This window comes from Leifsonia sp. EB41 (genome assembly GCF_041262565.1).
In the GTDB taxonomy this organism is placed as follows: domain Bacteria; phylum Actinomycetota; class Actinomycetes; order Actinomycetales; family Microbacteriaceae; genus Leifsonia.
In genome coordinates, this window is the sequence record NZ_JBGCCJ010000001.1 from 3,419,936 (window position 1) to 3,435,845 (window position 15,910).

General features: G+C 71.0%; 13 protein-coding genes. 7 read left to right on the plus strand and 6 right to left on the minus strand.

Going from position 1 to position 15,910, the window contains the following annotated elements:
- Window positions 1-52 precede the first annotated feature (52 nt).
- Both ABH923_RS16895 and ABH923_RS16900 read left to right on the plus strand, forming a co-directional pair.
- Window positions 53-2,608, plus strand: coding sequence for a hypothetical protein (locus tag ABH923_RS16895; RefSeq protein ID WP_370056553.1), 2,556 nt, complete (start codon window positions 53-55; stop codon window positions 2,606-2,608).
- 96 nt (window positions 2,609-2,704) lie between these two features.
- Entirely contained in the window at window positions 2,705-4,096 is a 1,392-nt protein-coding gene (locus tag ABH923_RS16900) for a hypothetical protein (RefSeq protein ID WP_370056555.1), read from the plus strand.
- 66 nt (window positions 4,097-4,162) lie between these two features.
- Here the strand turns inward: ABH923_RS16900 and ABH923_RS16905 are convergent, their stop codons facing one another.
- Genes ABH923_RS16905 through ABH923_RS16920 form a run of 4 tightly spaced genes read right to left on the minus strand, consistent with a single transcriptional unit; the run spans window position 4,163 to window position 7,667 of the window.
- Complete coding sequence (locus ABH923_RS16905; RefSeq protein ID WP_370056557.1) at window positions 4,163-5,125, minus strand: glycosyltransferase family 2 protein; 963 nt, start codon at window positions 5,123-5,125, stop codon at window positions 4,163-4,165.
- Window positions 5,126-5,127: 2 nt separating this feature from the next.
- On the minus strand, window positions 5,128-5,550 hold the full coding sequence (locus ABH923_RS16910) for a GtrA family protein (RefSeq protein ID WP_370056558.1): 423 nt from the start codon (window positions 5,548-5,550) through the stop codon (window positions 5,128-5,130).
- Window positions 5,551-5,604: 54 nt separating this feature from the next.
- Window positions 5,605-6,570, minus strand: coding sequence for a Gfo/Idh/MocA family protein (locus tag ABH923_RS16915; protein ID WP_370056559.1), 966 nt, complete (start codon window positions 6,568-6,570; stop codon window positions 5,605-5,607).
- Window positions 6,567-7,667, minus strand: coding sequence for a DegT/DnrJ/EryC1/StrS family aminotransferase (locus tag ABH923_RS16920; protein ID WP_370056560.1), 1,101 nt, complete (start codon window positions 7,665-7,667; stop codon window positions 6,567-6,569). The genes ABH923_RS16915 and ABH923_RS16920 overlap by 4 nt, the downstream gene beginning before the upstream one ends.
- Before the next feature lie 87 nt (window positions 7,668-7,754).
- Between ABH923_RS16920 and ABH923_RS16925 the strand changes: the two genes are divergently transcribed.
- The 3 genes from ABH923_RS16925 to ABH923_RS16935 are packed head-to-tail and all read left to right on the plus strand — an operon-like array spanning window position 7,755 to window position 11,291.
- Window positions 7,755-8,471: a UDP-N-acetylglucosamine acyltransferase gene (locus tag ABH923_RS16925; protein ID WP_370056561.1), complete on the plus strand. Its 717-nt coding sequence runs from the start codon at window positions 7,755-7,757 to the stop codon at window positions 8,469-8,471.
- A gap of 7 nt (window positions 8,472-8,478) precedes the next feature.
- Window positions 8,479-10,134, plus strand: coding sequence for a DUF2142 domain-containing protein (locus ABH923_RS16930; RefSeq protein WP_370056562.1), 1,656 nt, complete (start codon window positions 8,479-8,481; stop codon window positions 10,132-10,134).
- Window positions 10,131-11,291: a glycosyltransferase family 4 protein gene (locus ABH923_RS16935; protein WP_370056563.1), complete on the plus strand. Its 1,161-nt coding sequence runs from the start codon at window positions 10,131-10,133 to the stop codon at window positions 11,289-11,291. Before ABH923_RS16930 ends, ABH923_RS16935 begins: the two co-directional genes overlap by 4 nt.
- On the opposite strand, the gene ABH923_RS16940 is transcribed toward ABH923_RS16935, so the two are convergent.
- Together ABH923_RS16940 and ABH923_RS16945 are read right to left on the minus strand one after the other, a co-directional pair.
- Window positions 11,267-12,358, minus strand: a complete 1,092-nt coding sequence (locus tag ABH923_RS16940; RefSeq protein ID WP_370056564.1) for a glycosyltransferase family 4 protein — start codon at window positions 12,356-12,358, stop codon at window positions 11,267-11,269. The two genes, ABH923_RS16935 and ABH923_RS16940, sit on opposite strands and share 25 nt — an antisense overlap.
- Window positions 12,355-13,515, minus strand: a complete 1,161-nt coding sequence (locus ABH923_RS16945; RefSeq protein ID WP_370056565.1) for a hypothetical protein — start codon at window positions 13,513-13,515, stop codon at window positions 12,355-12,357. The genes ABH923_RS16940 and ABH923_RS16945 overlap by 4 nt, the downstream gene beginning before the upstream one ends.
- A 130-nt stretch (window positions 13,516-13,645) precedes the next feature.
- On the opposite strand from ABH923_RS16945, the gene ABH923_RS16950 reads away from it, so the two are divergent.
- Entirely contained in the window at window positions 13,646-14,926 is a 1,281-nt protein-coding gene (locus ABH923_RS16950) for a glycosyltransferase family 2 protein (RefSeq protein ID WP_370056566.1), read from the plus strand.
- The gene (locus ABH923_RS16955) at window positions 14,926-15,906 is read left to right on the plus strand and encodes a glycosyltransferase family 2 protein (RefSeq protein WP_370056567.1); all 981 of its coding nucleotides are present in this window, start codon (window positions 14,926-14,928) and stop codon (window positions 15,904-15,906) included. The genes ABH923_RS16950 and ABH923_RS16955 overlap by 1 nt, the downstream gene beginning before the upstream one ends.
- The last annotated feature ends 4 nt before the right edge of the window (window positions 15,907-15,910 follow it).

Genomic DNA, 15,910 nt, shown 5'->3' on the forward strand with positions numbered 1-15,910 from the left:
CCATCCTGCGGGTCTCACTGGGGCCATTCTCACCGGGTGAGGAGAACCGGAAATGACTCCGAAACGCGTCGTCGCGAGCACACTCGTGCTCCTGGTCGCCATCGCGGCCGCCGTCATGGGCGGCTGGTCCGTGCCCGACCGCGCCGACGCGCTGTCCGGCTCCGACTTCGATCCGTCCAACATCATCTCGGACGCCAACTTCTACAACGCGAACGCGATGACCCAGGCGGAGGTCCAGTCCTTCCTGAGCTCGAAGGTGTCGTGCCAGACGAGCTCGTGCCTCGCGGTCGGCCAGTTCGCCACGTCGAGCAGAGCGGCGGACGCCATGTGCAACGCCTACGCAGGCGGGGGCACGGAGTCCACTGCGGCGATCATCTTCAAGGTGCAGCAGGCGTGCGGCATCAGCGCGAAGGTCATCCTGGTCACCCTCCAGAAGGAGCAGGGTCTGATCACGACGGCGGCCCCGACCACCGGGCAGCTCAACAAGGCGATGGGCTACGCGTGCCCGGACACCTCCGGGTGCGACACCTCCTACTACGGAGTGTTCAACCAGATCTACAGCGCCGCCCACCAGCTCGTGCGCTACGGCAATCCGCCTGGCACGTCGAACTACTTCACCTGGTTCCCGGTCGGCTCGCCCTCTGCGGTGCGCTACAGCCCCAGCCCCGGCTGCCCGGCGCCGGTCATCACGATCAAGAACCTGGCGACGGCCGCGCTGTACTATTACACGCCCTACCAGCCGGACCAGGCCGCGCTCGCGAACCTGTACGGCGCAGGCGGTTCCTGCTCCAGCTATGGCAACCGCAACTTCTGGGTCTACTACAACCAGTGGTTCGGCTCGCCCACCGGGACGGTGGATCCGCTCGCCAGCCTGGACGACGTCTCCGTCCGCTACACCGACACCGGCGCGGGCATCCTGGTGTCCGGCTGGGCGATCGAGCGGTCGGCTCCGGCGACCACGGCGCTGGTGGACATCTACATCGACCAGCCCAACGGGACGACCAAGGGCTACGAGATCAAGGCGAACGCCTCCCGCCCGGACGTCGGAGCGGTCTATACGGCCGCCGGGCCGAACCACGGCTACCAGTCGACGTTCCCCGCGACGCTGCCGGGAAACTACAACGTCTGCGTCTTCCCGATGACCGGCGGCGCAGGGGGATGGCTCCTCGGCTGCCGTTCGGTGACCGTGAACGGCACCGCGGCGGTCGGCAGCCTCGACTCCGTCGGCGCGACGGCGACGGCGACCGGCGCCACCCTCACCGCGAGCGGCTGGGGCTTCGACCCGACGTCGCCGGCGACCTCCGCCACGGCGACCGCGACGGTGACGGGCCCGACCGGGGCGAAAGCGACCGCGACCGCTCTGGCGTCCGGCTCGCGTCCCGACGTCGCCGGGGCCTATCCGGCCGCCGGGGCAGCGCACGGGTTCTCGCTGCCGGTCACCGTGCCGGCGGGACCGGCCGGCGCCTACCAACTCTGCGTGACGATCTCCGGCCACACGGCGGCGGGCAAGGCCGACGCGTCGGTCGGCTGCCGCACCGTGCAGCTCGGCGCGAGCAATCCGGCCGGTGTCCTGGACTCCGCCACGATCTCGCTCGGCGCGGACGGCCGCACCTCGATCCTGTTCAGCGGGTGGGCGATCGACAACGCGTGGCTCAGCACGAGCATCCCCGTCGACGTGTACATCGACAGGCCGAACGGCACCACCGCGGCGCAGCGCGTCCCGACGACCGGGTCGCGCAACGACATCGCGCGCATCTACCCCGGGGCCGGAGCAGCGCACGGCTTCTCCGGATCGCTCGTGCTCTCGCAGCCCGGCACGTACAACGTCTGCGGGTTCGCGATCGGGCAGTCCCCGTTCGGCGCCGCCAACGCGATGATCGGGTGCCTCCCGGTCACCGTCCCCCAGGTCACTCCGATCGGGTCGCTCGACGGCTTCTGGATGTCGGCGAGCGCGGGAGCGCCCCAGGTCAACGCCTCAGGGTGGGCGCTCGACCAGGGCGCGCCGGGGACCTCGATCCCCGTCGACCTGTACCTCGACAAGCCGGACGGGACCGTCCAGGCGATCCGTACGGCGTCCACGAACCCGCGGGACGACATCGGCCGGGCCTTCCCGGGGATGGGCAGTCTGCACGGCTTCACCCAGAGCTTCACGATCACGAAGGCCGGCACCTACCGGCTGTGCGCCTACGGCATCGCCCAATCCACGTACAACCGCGGCAACGCGATGATCGGCTGCCGTTCGCTCACCATCACCGCCAACCAGGTGGTGGGGTCGCTCGACTGGGCCGGCGTGGGCGGGACCGCGGGCAACTGGACGATCTCCGCCAGCGGGTGGGCCGTCGACCCCGCGGTGCCGTCGAGCCCCGCCACCGTCTCGATCGAGGTGACCAAGCCGGACAACACGGTGACCAGCCTCCAGGTCCCGGCGTCCGGCGCCCGCGCGGACGTCGGCAGAGCGTTCCCCGCGTTCGGGCCGGCCCACGGATTCTCGGGTACGGTGGTCGGAGTGACCCAGCCCGGCACCTACAAGCTGTGCGCCAAAGGTGTGCCGCTGACGCCGTTCGGGTCGACTACACTCCTGGGATGCACGCAGGTCGTCGTCAAGTGATGACACCTCGATAACGCGCACCCATCTCCAGAAAGGCAAGAGATTGGCCCACACCCCTGCCCTCGAGTGCACGGATCTGCTCGGGGAGACTCTCGCGTGAGCCTCGAAACGACCTCCTCCGACACCGATCGTCCGGAGGCGGACACGAGCCGCCCCGGCCGGTTCCGCTCGCGGCCACGGCTCATCGACACGATCCTCTGCGTCGTCCTCGGGCTGGCGAGCCTGCTGCTCGGCGTCTGGATCACGCCGCAGCACGCGACGGTCTCGCCGATCGACGAGTACGTCTACATCGACTACCTCGCCAAGGTGCCGACGCAGATCATCGTGCACAAGGGCGAGGAGACCGGCCAATACGCCCGGCTCTACCTGTCGTGCCACGGTGTGCGGACGATCGGCTTCTACCCCGACTCGTTCTGCGAGCACTGGACGGCCTCCGACGTCGCGCGCATGCCCAACACGGGCAAGACCACTGCGGACCTCTACACGCCGCTCTACTTCGGCGCGACGTGGCTCATGGCCCAGCCGCTCCGGCTCTTCGGCATCACCGACATCACCGACGCAGGGAGGCTGACCGGCTGGACCTGGCTCGCGGCCGGTGCGATCCTCCTCTACCTCTCACTGCGGCGGCTCCGGGTCCACCCCGCCACGGCGGCCGGTCTCGGCCTGCTCATGGTCGGCTCCCTCTCCGCGTACTGGTCGAACACCTACATCAGCACGGACGCCACCTCACTGCTCGCGGGCTCGCTCATGCTGTTCGGGCTGACGATGCTGAGCAGACCGGGCAGGCGCGGCGCGATCCTGTTCGTCCTGTTCGGCGTGCTGGTCACCCTCGCCAAGCTGCAGAACCTCATGGCGGTCGCCGCGGCGGCGCTGATCCTGCTGATCATGGCGGCGAACGACGCCTTCCGGTCCGAAGGCGTCTGGCGCGAACGGACGAGGACGTTCTTCCGCGACCGCCGGATACTGATCGCGGCGATCGCGGTCGTCGCCTCGCTGGTCGGCCAGGTCATCTGGATCCTGATCCGGAACGCCGCGACCGTCGGCACCTTCCCGGACCAGGGGGTCTCCACGCCGTTCGGCAAGAAGGCCTTCGTCGACGAGGTGTTCAAGTTCTTCCCCGGCGTCGCCAACGGGGCGATCCAGCCCAGCCAGGTGGGGTTCGCCGCCGTCATCGCGGCGACGCTGATGACCTGGGTGATCGTGGCGGGCGTCCTGGGCCTCCTGGCGGCGGCGAAGCGCGGCACGCAGCACGAGGCACTGGCGCTCGGGTCGTTCGTGGTCGCCCTGCTCGCCGGGCCGATCCTCGCGGTCGCGAACATCGCGGTGAGCGGGTACTACTTCTCGCTGCCGCCCCGGTACGGCATGTCGCTCATCCCGTTCTTCCTGGCCTGCGCGGGAGTGCTGTTCACGCGCGCGGTCTGGACCCGGTACCTGGCCCCGGCCGTCGGGCTGGCCAGCTACGTGGCGGTCATGAGCATCCCGGGCTGACCGCCGGACGAACGACGAAGGGGGCCGCTGCTGAGCAGCGGCCCCCTTCGTGTTGCGTACGGGCGTCTACGAGGCCGAGAACGGCGGGTAGGTCGGTTTCGACGGGCTGGCCTGGATGTCGAGCTGCAGCGCCGATATCAGCATCTGCGTGCCGAGCATGAGCGGGAGCGCCGCGAGCATGACGGTCGCGGCCGTGGCGACGACGGAGGCGGCGATCTGGAAGCACACCCAGATCGCGACGCCCAGACCGAACAGGGAGAGGATCAGGCCGAGCACGAGCAGGAGGGCGATCGGGGAGAACGACCACAGCACGTAGCGGTACCAGATCCGCCGCCAGAAGCCGCGGGTCAGCAGGCTGAGCAGCTCGGGCACGACCCGGCCGAGCTTGATGCTGGAGACCTCGTTGCCGTAGACCGCGGGAACGGGGACGTCGACGGCCGGCACCTGGAGGATGTTCAGGTGGATGAGCAGGTCGTTCTCGAACGAGTAGCGGCGCGCTACGTGATCGAGCGGGACCCGGCGCAGCACGTCGGTCCGGATCGCGGTGTAGCCGTTCTGCGGATCGAACAGGTGCCAGTACCCCGACGCGAGCTTCGTCATGAACGACAGCACGATGTTGCCGAAGATCCGGTAGCGGGGCATGCCGTGGAACGACTCCGGCGCGAAGAAGCGGTTCGCCTTGGCGAAGCCGTAGCCCTCCGTCGTCACGTGGTCGATCAGCGCCGGCAGGTAGGTGGGGTCCATCTGGGCGTCGCCTGCCATGATGACGTTGACGTCCGCGCCGAGCTCGATCGCCGCGCGGTGGCCGGTGATGATCGCGCCGCCGACTCCCTGGTTCTCCTCGTGGCGGATGAGGGTGATGCGGGGGTCCGGGTTGGCCTTCACCACACCGCTGGTGTCATCGGGGCTGTGGTCGTCGACGATCACGATGTGATCGACGTAGTCCGGCATGGTGTCGATCACCGTGGTGATCATCAGCTCTTCTTTATAAGCGGGCACCACTGCGGCGATCGTTGCGCCGTTGTACATCCTCAGTCCTCTCGGGCGGCCTCGGAGGCCGTGCTCGATCGTCGGGGGCCGGCGAAGACCCAGTAGCGATAGGCGAAGTAGTTCCACACCGTCGTGACGGCGGTCGCGATGACCTTGCCGCCTGCCCAGCTCAACGGGGACTGGTCGACCAGCGCGACGATGACGGACGTCGCCACGGTGTTCACGACGACCAGAAGAGTGTACTTGATCAGCGCAGGGCCATGCGGCACCTGCGAGTTGAAGCCCAGCACCCGCTGGATCGTGTACGTGAACGCGAAGCTGATGACGAAGGCCGTCGCGGCCGCGAGCCAGGTGGCCCAGCCGAACACCTCGTGGAACAGCCACAGCAGCGTGAAGTCGACGATGAAGGCCAGGCCGCCCGCGACGAGGTAGCGGACGACCGGATGGTCGGCGAACGCGCGCACCGGATGGGTGCGCTTGCTCTCCTCGGTGGGGCTCTCCTGCGGCGGCGGGCACGCTCATCCCTGCAGGACGGGCCGGCGCGCGATCACCTGGTCGATGACGCGGTGCGGAGCGAGGATCGTCGCGCGCTCGGCCGCGGCGTCGGCCGTGCCGTCGATCACGTCGAGGAATCGCCCGAACTGCGTCGTCAGCGGCTCCGCAGAGCTGACCAGCTCCGGGATCTCGATGACCGTCTGCTGCCGGTAACCGCGTCCGTCGTCGACCGAGTTCTCGGAGACGTGGTGGTAGACCGTGACATCGCGGCGGAGGAGGTCGACCTCGATCAGGCGGTCGCGCTCGTAGATCGAGAGCTGGCGGATCTTGCGCTGGCCGACCCGGCTCGCCGAGATGTGCGCGATGGCGCCGCCGGGGAAGTCGAGCAGGGTCTCCGCCACATCCTCGGCGTCCGCCAGAGAGTCGGGGTGGAAGTGCCCGAGCCGCGACTCCACATTGCCCGGCGCTGCGCCGATGATCCCGATCGCCAGGTCGACGTCGTGGACGAGGAGGTCCCAGGCGACGCCGGTGCGGATGCGCGGAGCGTACGGCGAGTGGCGGGTGGCGGTGACGTGAACAGGCTCTGCGATCAGCTCGCGCGCCGTCATCACGGCGGGGTTGTAGCGCTCGAGCAGGCCGCACATGAAGGGGAGGTCGCGCTCGTCGGCCAGCGCCAGGATCTCCTCGGTGCGCAGCAGGCTGTCGGCCACCGGCTTCTCGACCAGCAGCGGGGTGTCCTGGGACAGCACCTGCATGGCCAGGTCGTAGTGCGCCTCGGTCGCGGCCGCGACGACCACGCCGTCGATGTCGGACAGGTCGGGCAGCTCGGGAAGCCACTTCGCGCCGAAGCGCTCGGCGACCGCGGTGCCCACGGACTCCCGCGGGTCGACCAGCACGGTCAGCTCCGAGCGCGGGGACTGGGCGATCACGCGGGCGTGGTGGCTGCCCATCGTGCCGGCGCCCACCAGGGCGATGCGAGCGGCGGTCATGCTCCCGCCACCTTGCGCACGGCGGCGACGATGGTCGAGAGGTCGTCGTCGGAGAGGGCGTTGTGGACCGGGAGCGAGACGACCTGACGGGCGACCTGCTCGGCGACGGGCGCCTCCCGGCGCAGGACGCGCGGGTGGTCGCGGTAGGCGTCGTAGTCCCACAGCAGGCGCGGGTAGTAGACGCCGGCGCCCACCCCTTCGTCTGCGAGGCGCTGCACGAACGTGTCGCGGTCGACCCGCGCCTCGTCGGTGACGCGGATGGTGAACTGGTGCCACACGTGCGAGCGGCCGGGCAGCTCGCGGGGGGCGACGACGCCGGGGACGCCCTCCAGCCCCTCGATGAGGCGGGCGGCGTTGCGCTTGCGGGCCTCCACGATCGACGCGTAGCGCCCGAGCTGGGGGAGGCCCAGCGCGGCCTGAAGGTCGGTCAGGCGGTAGTTGTGGCCGGCCATCTCGTAGACGTACCTGGCGCGCATGCCCTGGTTGCGCATCACGCGCAGCTTGTCGGCGATCGCGTCGTCGTTCGTGGTGATCAGGCCGCCCTCGCCCGTGGTGAGGTTCTTGGTCGCGTACAGCGAGAAGGTGCCGAGGCCGTAGCTGCCGGCGAAGCGGCCGTCGTAGGTCGCGCCGTGGGACTGGGCGGCGTCCTCCAGGATGCGCAGGCCGCGCTCGGCGGCGAGCTCGGCGATCGGCGCCATGTCGGCCATCTGGCCGTACAGGTGCACGGGGAGCAGGACCTTGGTCGCCGGGCCGACGGCCTCCTTCAGGGAGGCGGGGTCGACGTTGAAGTCGTCGAAGCGGATGTCCGCGAACGTCGCGGTCGCACCGGCCTCCAGGATCGCGTTGAGCGTGGCCACGAAGGTGAACGGCGAGGTGACGACCTCGTCGCCCGGCTGCAGGTCCAGCGCCTGGAGAGCGGCGACCAGCGCGGTCGTTCCGTTGTTGACCGCGATCGCGTGCGGGACGCCGTGCATGCGCGCGAACTCGTCCTCGAGCCGCGCCACCTTCGGGCCTTGAGCGATGGACCCGGAGCGGAGGACCTCCAGGACCTCACGCTCTTCTTCCGGACCGAACTTGACCGTCGTGATGGGAATCATGGAGCCTTCGTGTGGTTAGGGTGTGTGGGTGCGGGAAAAGTATGCGCTGCCACCTTACCTTGTCTCTTCGAGCCGGGACTGCGAGCGATGAGCGACGCCGCGAACTCGATCCATCCGTCCGCGCAGCTCATCGGCGACGTCCGGCTCGGGTCGGGCAACACGATCGGCCCGCTCGCCGTCATCATCGGCCCGGTGGAGATCGGCGACGGGAACTGGTTCGGGACCGGCGCTCTCGTCGGCGCCCCTCCCGAGGTGCGGGGATTCGAACATCCGCGCGACGCCGGCTCGTTCTCCGCCGGTAACGGCGTGACGATCGGAAGCCGCAACACCATCCGCGAGTACGCGCAGATCCACCAGGGCTGGCACGACCGCACCGTGGTCGGCGACGACGCCTTCATCATGAACCAGTCGTACATCGCGCACGACTGCCTGCTCGGCGACGGCGTGACCCTGGCCTCCAGCGTGCTGCTGGCCGGGCACGTGCGACTGGGGGACGGCGCGAACCTCGGGCTGGGCGTCTCCGTGCACCAGCGCCGCATCGTCGGACCGGGGGCGATGGTGGGAATGGGCGCCGTCGTGACCAGGGACGTGCCGCCGTGGGCGAAGGCCTTCGGAAACCCCGCGCGTGTGCGGGGCGCGAACGCAGTGGGGATGCGGCGCGCCGGCCTTCCCGACGACGCGGTCGACGAGCTCGTCCGCCTCTACGCAGAGGGAGGCGCCGCGGAGCTGCGCCCGGAGCACCCCGACCTCGCACTGCGGTTCGCGGAGTGGGCTGAGTGGACGGATCCGGCCGGCAGGGCATAATCCGTCTGTGCCCTCACCCCGAATCGACGCCCCTGCCGCTGACGCGCCCGGCTCCGTGCCGGACGACGTCGCAGCGCGAGGCGACCTCGCGCCGGACGGCGCCCCGTCGCCCGCCCCGCAGCGGACCGCCTGGGTGTTCTGGACGGCCTTCGCCCTGTTCGCCGCGCTCTGCGTGAGCTGGGCGCTCGCCTCGCCGATCTTCTCCGTCCCCGACGAGAGCGCGCACGCCGTCAAGGCGATCGCGCAGGTGCGCGGTGAGCCCATCGGGCATGCCGAGCCCGGCATCCGGAACCTGGTCGTCGACCTGCCCGCGTCCTATGCGGTCAACCCGCAGATCATGTGCTTCGTGTACCACCCGAACACACCGGCCGACTGCGGGAGTTCCTTGGGCGCACCGGGTGGCACGCTCTGGTCCGCGAGCTGGGTGAGCGCGTACAACCCGATCTACTACTACGTCGTCGGCTGGCCGAGCCTGCTGCTGGGCGGTTCGGCGGGGATCTACGCCATGCGCATCGCGAGCGCGCTGTTCGGCGCGCTGTTCTTCGCCTGGGCCGTGCAGGCGGCGGTCGCGTCGCGCCGCGCCCGCTGGATGCCGCTCGCGCTGTCGTTCGCCGCGCTCCCGATGGTGGTCTACCTCAACGGGGCCATCAACCCGAACGGCGTCGAGATCGTCGCGGGCCTGGCGTTCACGGTCTCGCTCCTCCGCCTGCTGCGCCGGTTCGGGGCGGAGGCGCCGGAGTCGTCGTCCGCAGCCGGGCTGAGCCTGCCCTACCTGTGGACCATCGTGACGGTCTCCGGGATCGTGCTCGCGAACGCCAGGGCGCTCGGGCCGCTCTGGGTCGTCGTCCTGGTCGCGCTGTGCGTCGTCGCGACCGGAGTGCGCGCCTTCCTGGCCGTGTTCCGGCGGCGGACGTCGTATCCGTGGCTGGTGCTGCTCGCGCTCGGCGGCATCTTCTCCGTCGGCTGGACCCTCGTCGGCGGCAGCCTGTCCAGTCAGGCCGAGAAGGGCGACGCGCCGCTGGTCGGCGGGAGCTTCCTGTCGGGCGCGGCGTACATGGTCCGCGGCACCCCGTCCTTCCTGACGCAGGCGCTGGGCTACTTCGGCTGGTTCGACGCACCGCTGCCCGGGTGGGCCTTCTGGCCGGCCATCGCCGCTCTCGCGCTCCTGGGCGGGCTGGCGTTCCTCTCGGCACGGCGGCGCGAGCTCGTCACGCTCGCCGTGGGCTGCGCGGCGGCCTTCCTGGTGCCCGTCCTGGTGCAGGCGTACGGCACCCATCAGACCGGGGTCATCTGGCAGGGCCGGTACGGTCTGTTCCTGTACCTCTCGGTGGTCGCGGTCGCCGGGTGGGTGCTCGGCCGCGGCGGCGGGACGCGGATCGCCTTCCTCTCGGTTCGCGCGACCTGGGTGGTCGTCGGCCTGCTGTGGCTGTTCGGGGTCGTCGCGTTCGTGCTCGCCCTCCGCCGGTACGTGGTGGGGGAGAGCACGCCCATCACCCGGATGCTCCAGCACGCGCAGTGGCAGCCTCCGCTCGGCTGGATGACGCTTGTCGTCCTGTTCGTCGTGCTGTCGGCCGGGTTCGCCGCCTTCATCGGCCTCCTGGCCCGTCGCGCCGCGGCCGACGACCTGGCGCCGCGCGCAGGCGACGAGGCGCTCGCACGGTGAACGCGGACGAACCACTGCAGGTGGCCGTCGTCTACGACTGCCTCTACCCCGTGAACACGGGAGGCGGGGAGCGGGTCTACCGCGCGCTCGCCGAGCGGTTCGGCGAACGCGGCGCCGCGGTGGACTATCTGACCCGCAGGCAGTGGCCGGCCGGGCAGGCCCCGGCCACGGACTTCGCCATCCGCGAGATCTGGCAGGGCGAGATCGCCGACGCGCACGGCGACCGGATGCCGAGGGCCGCGGTCGCCTTCGCCCAGGCGACGTACCGCGCACTCCGCCGCTCGCGCGGGCGCTACGACATCGTCGTCGTGAGCGCGCTTCCCCCGCTCAACGTCCTCGCCGCACGGCTCGCGCTGCGCGGGACCAGGAGCTGGCTCGTGGCCGACTGGCTGGAGGTGTGGTCGCTGCGGAAGTGGTTCGAGTACTCCGGGCCGGTCGTCGGGTCCGTGGCCTGGCTGCTCCAGGTCATCGGCCTCCGGTTGAGCGACGAGGTCACCGTCAACAGCTCGTTCACGCTCCGCAAGGCCCGGCGGCGCGGTCGAGGCGGCCTGGTCCTGGGGCTGATGGACCTCGCCGGTGCGGTGGCGCCGAGCGCGGAGCGGGAGCCGGACCGGCACCTCATCCTCTTCGCCGGCCGCCACATCGCCGACAAGCAGCTCGGCTCGCTGCCGGCCGCGATGCGCGTGGTCCAGCGCTCGCACCCCGACGCGCGGCTGGTCGTCGCCGGGTCGGGACCCGAGACTCCCGCGCTGCTCTCCGCGGCGCGCGAGGCAGGCGTCGAACCGGAGGTCCTCGGACGCGTCCCCGACGCCGACCTCGAGGAGCTGATGGCGCGCGCGTCGGTGCTGGTGAACCCGTCCCGCCGCGAGGGGTTCGGCCTGGTGGTCGCCGAAGCGGCGTCGCACGGCACGCCCAGTGTCGTCGTCGCGGGCGAGGACAACGCGGCCGCCGACCTCGTGGTGGACGGGGTCAACGGCTTCCTCTCGCGCAGCGTCTCTCCTGCCGATCTGGGCGGCGCCGTCGTCAGGGCGCTGGACGGCGGCGACGAGCTGCGCGCGTCGACGAGGCGCTGGTTCGCCGAGGCCAGTGCCACCCGTAATCTGCGGGCGTCGGTGGACGAGCTCCTCCGGCGCTACGAGCGCGCCAGGACGGACTGAAACTCCGCGAGCGTGCGGTCGGCGGCGTGCTTCCAGGAGAACTCGCTCGCGCGCTCCAGCCCGGCTGCCCCGCGGCGGTCGAGCTCGGCGTCGTCGCGCGTCAGCTCGCCGATCGCGCGCGACCAGGCCGCGACGTCGGACGGGTCGAGGTACACCGCCGCGTCGCCGCCGACCTCCCGGAGCACGGGAAGGTCGGAGCACAGCACCGCGCGCCCGCGCGACATGGCTTCGAGCACGGGCAGTCCGAACCCCTCGAAGCGGGTCGGGAAGGCGACGAGCGACGACCGACGGAAGGCGCTCTCCAGCTCCTCGGCGGAGACCCACCCGAGGAAGTCGACGTCGGCGGAGACGCCGAGCTCGTCGGCGAGCGGCCGGAGCGGGTCGTCCGCGCCGCCTCCCGTGAGGGCGAGGCGGGGACGCGCCTCCGCGGGAAGGCCGGCGATGGCCCTCACGAGCGTCTCGACGTTCTTGTGCGGCATCCGGTTGCCGACGCAGAGCACCTCCGGCCGGGTGGCTGTGACGCGGGGCGACGGGATCGCGGCGGCGTCCCCGGCGAGCGGGATCGCGACCACGTTCGCAGGGTCGACGCCGAGTGCCCGCACGATGCCGGCGGCCGATGCGTCGCTCACGGTCAGCACCCGTGCCGCGTTCGCGACCGTCCGCCGGATCAGCCAGCGCAGGACGGCGCCGTGCCGGCCGGGAACCCACTCGGGATGCGCGAACGGCAGGACGTCATGGAGGGTGAGCACGACGGGCACGGAGGCGCGGTGCGGCCCGACGTTCGCGGGAGCGTGGATGAGATCGGCGCCGATCCGGCGGGCGTGCCTGGGCACCGCGCGCAGCTCGCCGAGCGCCCAGGCGACCCGGTCCTCGCCGCTCACTCCCGAGTACACGACGTCCCCGGGGAACCAGGACAGGTCCAGCTTCGCGGCCTCCGAGGAGACGAGACCGACGAACTCCACGTCGGCGTCGCGCCGCATCGCCCCGTAGAGCCTGCGCACGTAGGACTCCATGCCTCCCTTGCCTCCGGTCAGGAAGAGGAGGTCGACGAGGATGCGCGCGGTCATCCGGCCGCACCCTCGTGCGCGGCGACGCGCTCGGCCGTCTTCCTGCGCCGTGCCGTCTCGTAGAGCACGGCCTGGAAGAGCTCGCCGCCGAGCAGGACGGCGAAGATCCAGACCAGGTCGTTCGTCGCCACCACGGCGAGGGCGGCGAGGAAGGTCGCAACGGCCGCAGTCGCGCGCAGCAGGGTCAGCAGTTTCGCCTCGCCCATCCGGCGGAGGCTCGCGAAGGGGATCGTCGACGCCAGCGACGCCGCACGCCACAGGCAGGCGACGAACAGCGGGACGGCCGTCGCCGCCTCGGTCCAGGTGCCGTGGAAGGCGTAGCCGAACACCCCGAGCCACTCGCACACGACGATCACCACGATGGCGCCGACGACCGCTGCGGCGGAGACGACGATGTCCACGCGCGAGTGCGCCTTCAGCAGCCGGAGCCGCATGAAGTTCAGCGGGATGGCGAGCAGGCCGGAGACCGTCGAGATCGACGTGAACAGGACCGCCGACGCGGGTCCCAGCAGTGCCAGGACCGTCGCGTTCAGCAGGGGGTAGATGCCGCCGGTGATCGCGACGTCCGTGACCACCCAGCCCATCACGCGCGGCTCGGGTCGCGAAGCCTGGTGCGACACCGGCATCGAACGGATGACCGTCGCGACGAAGATGCCCGCGACGAGAGGGATCAGCGCCCACTCGATGTGGGCGAAGCCGGCGACGACCCCCACGAGTGCGCCGACGCCCACCGTCACGGCCGCCCAGAACTCGCGTGCGTCGAGCCGCTCCGCCACCGAGACGCCGCGGCCGACTTCGAGGGAGGCCACCAGCACGGGCAAGGCCACGCAGAGCACGACGGCGTTCGTGTACGCGACCGCGACCGCGATCGCGGCGAGCATCGAGAGCCCGGCGAGCCAGAGCGGGAAGGTGACCCTGCGCTCGGTGGAGGCGGAGCTGAGCCGCGACTCGACCACGACCGCGAACACGAGCTGCCCGACGAACGTGGCGACCATCGTCGCCACCGCGATCGCGCCCTGCTCGGGCAGCGGGAACACGCGTGATGCGATCGAGACGGTCGCGGCAGGGATGACGGCGAGCGGCACGCCACCGACGAGGGTGACGAACGAGACCATCGCCCTGCGCAGCCCCAGTTCGGGGGGCGGCTCGAGGCTCACTCGCCGCTGCTCATCGTGATCGTCACAGTCACCACTATCGCATCCCCGCGCTCCTGGCCGGATTCGGGCACGCTTGCGGTTATTATCAGATCGCTCTCACGCCCTGACAGACGACAGAACGGCCACGGTCATGACGACTACGGACACCCCCGCGCTGGCCGACGGCCCGTTCGCGCGAACGGTCGAGCCCGCCCTCCTCGCCCCCGCGGCACCCGCGGTGCCTGCGCCGTTCGTGGCCGCGGAGACGGCGGCCGACGCCATCGAGCTGTCGATCGTGATGCCGTGCCTGAACGAGGCGGAGACCCTCGCGACCTGCATCGACAAGGCCCAGGGCTACCTGCGGCGCAGCGGCGTCGTCGGGGAGATCATCATCGCGGACAACGGCAGCACCGACGGTTCGCAGCACATCGCCCGCGAACACGGCGCGCGCGTCGTCGACGTGCCGGACAAGGGGTACGGCGCGGCGCTCATCGGCGGGATCGCGGCAGCCTCCGGCACCTACGTCATCATGGGCGACGCGGACGACAGCTACGACTTCTCCGACCTGGACGCGTTCCTGGAGCGGCTGCGCGCCGGCGACGAGCTCGTCATGGGGAACCGGTTCCGCGGCGGGATCGAGCCGGGTGCCATGCCGCCCCTGCACAAGTACCTCGGCAACCCGGTGCTCTCCACCATCGGCCGCCTCTTCTTCCGCTCGCCGATCCGCGACTTCCACTGCGGACTGCGCGGATTCGACCGTGCCGCCATCCAGTCGCTGCGGCTGCAGACGACGGGCATGGAGTTCGCCAGCGAGATGGTCGTGAAGGCCTCCCTCGAGGGCCGCAGGGTCAGCGAAGTGCCCACGACGCTCAAGAAGGACGGGCGTTCCCGGCCTCCGCACCTGCGCAGCTGGCGCGACGGCTGGCGCCATCTGCGCTTCCTCCTCATCTTCAGCCCGCGGTGGCTGTTCCTCGTGCCGGGGACGGCCGCGTTCGCCATCGGCATGCTCGGCACGCTGTTCCTCAGCTTCGGTCCGCTGGTCGTCGGCGACATCGGCTTCGACGTGGCGAGCCAGGTGTACCTCGCGGCGCTCGCCGCCGTCGGCTACCAGGGTGTGATCTTCGCCATCCTGACCAAGATCTTCGCGCAGCACGAAGGTTTCCGCATCCCGCGCAGCCGCAACTTCGACCGGTTGGAGCGGCGGATCAGCCTGGAGTCGAGCGCTCTCGCCGGTGTTGCGCTGTTCCTCGTCGGCCTGGTGGTCGGGGTCGTCCAGTTCTCGGTGTGGGCGTCCTCCGGGTTCGGCGCCTTGCACGCCATCGCCACCGTCCGGGCGGCGATCCCGGCGGCCGTCCTGATGATCCTCGGCGCGCAGACCGTGATGGCGGGAATGTTCCTCGGCGTTCTGTCGGTGGGCCTGAAGCGACGCTGATGGCTGCTCCGAGCACGAGCGTCGCGCTCTGCACCTTCGATGGTGCGCGCTTCGTCGAAGAGCAGGTGCGCAGCATCCTCACCCAGGACCCGCCTCCGCAGGAGCTCGTGGTGTCGGACGACGGCTCCCGCGACGGGACCCTGGACATCGTCAGGAGGGTCGCCCAGGAGCCGTGGCCGACGATCGTGACCGTGCTGGAGGGCGACCGCCCGCTCGGGGTGACCCGGAACTTCCAGCGAGCGGTCAGCGCCGCCGACGGCGAGGTCGTGGCGCTGAGCGACCAGGACGACGTCTGGCATCCCGGGAGGCTGGCGACGCTCGGCGCGCGATTCGCCGCCGAGCCGGACCTCGTGCTGCTCCACACGGACGCCGACCTGGTGGACGCGGACGGCGCGCCCCTCGGGCGCACGCTCTTCGAGTCGCTGGAGGTGTCACCGCAGGAGCTCGAGGCCGAGCGGCAGGGTCGCGCATTCGACGCGTTCCTGCGCCGCAATCTGGCCACGGGCGCCACGGTCGTCTTCCGGCGGTCCCTGCTCGACATCGCCCTGCCGTTCCCGGAGCCGTGGGTGCACGACGAGTGGCTGGCTGCCATCGCCGCCGCGACGGGACGGGTCGACGTCGAGACCCGCGCGACGATCGACTACCGCCAGCACGGCGGCAATCAGATCGGCGTCGGCGCACCGACGCTCCGCCGCAAGGTCGGGCGCGTCCTCGAGCCGAGAGCGGACAGGAACCGGCTTCTCGCGCGGCGGTTCGCCGTGCTCGCCGACCGTCTGGCCGTGCTCGGAGACCTCGTGCGACCCGGCTATCTGGACGCGGCCCGCGCGAAGGCCGCGTTCGAGGCCGCCCGGGCGGCGATGCCGGGCAATCGCCTCGCCCGCGCCCTCCCTGTGCTGCGGCTCGCGCGCACCGGCCAGTACCAGAGGTTCGCGAGCCGCGGCACCGCCGACGTGCTCCGCGACCTCGTACAGCCCGCCTGAGGCC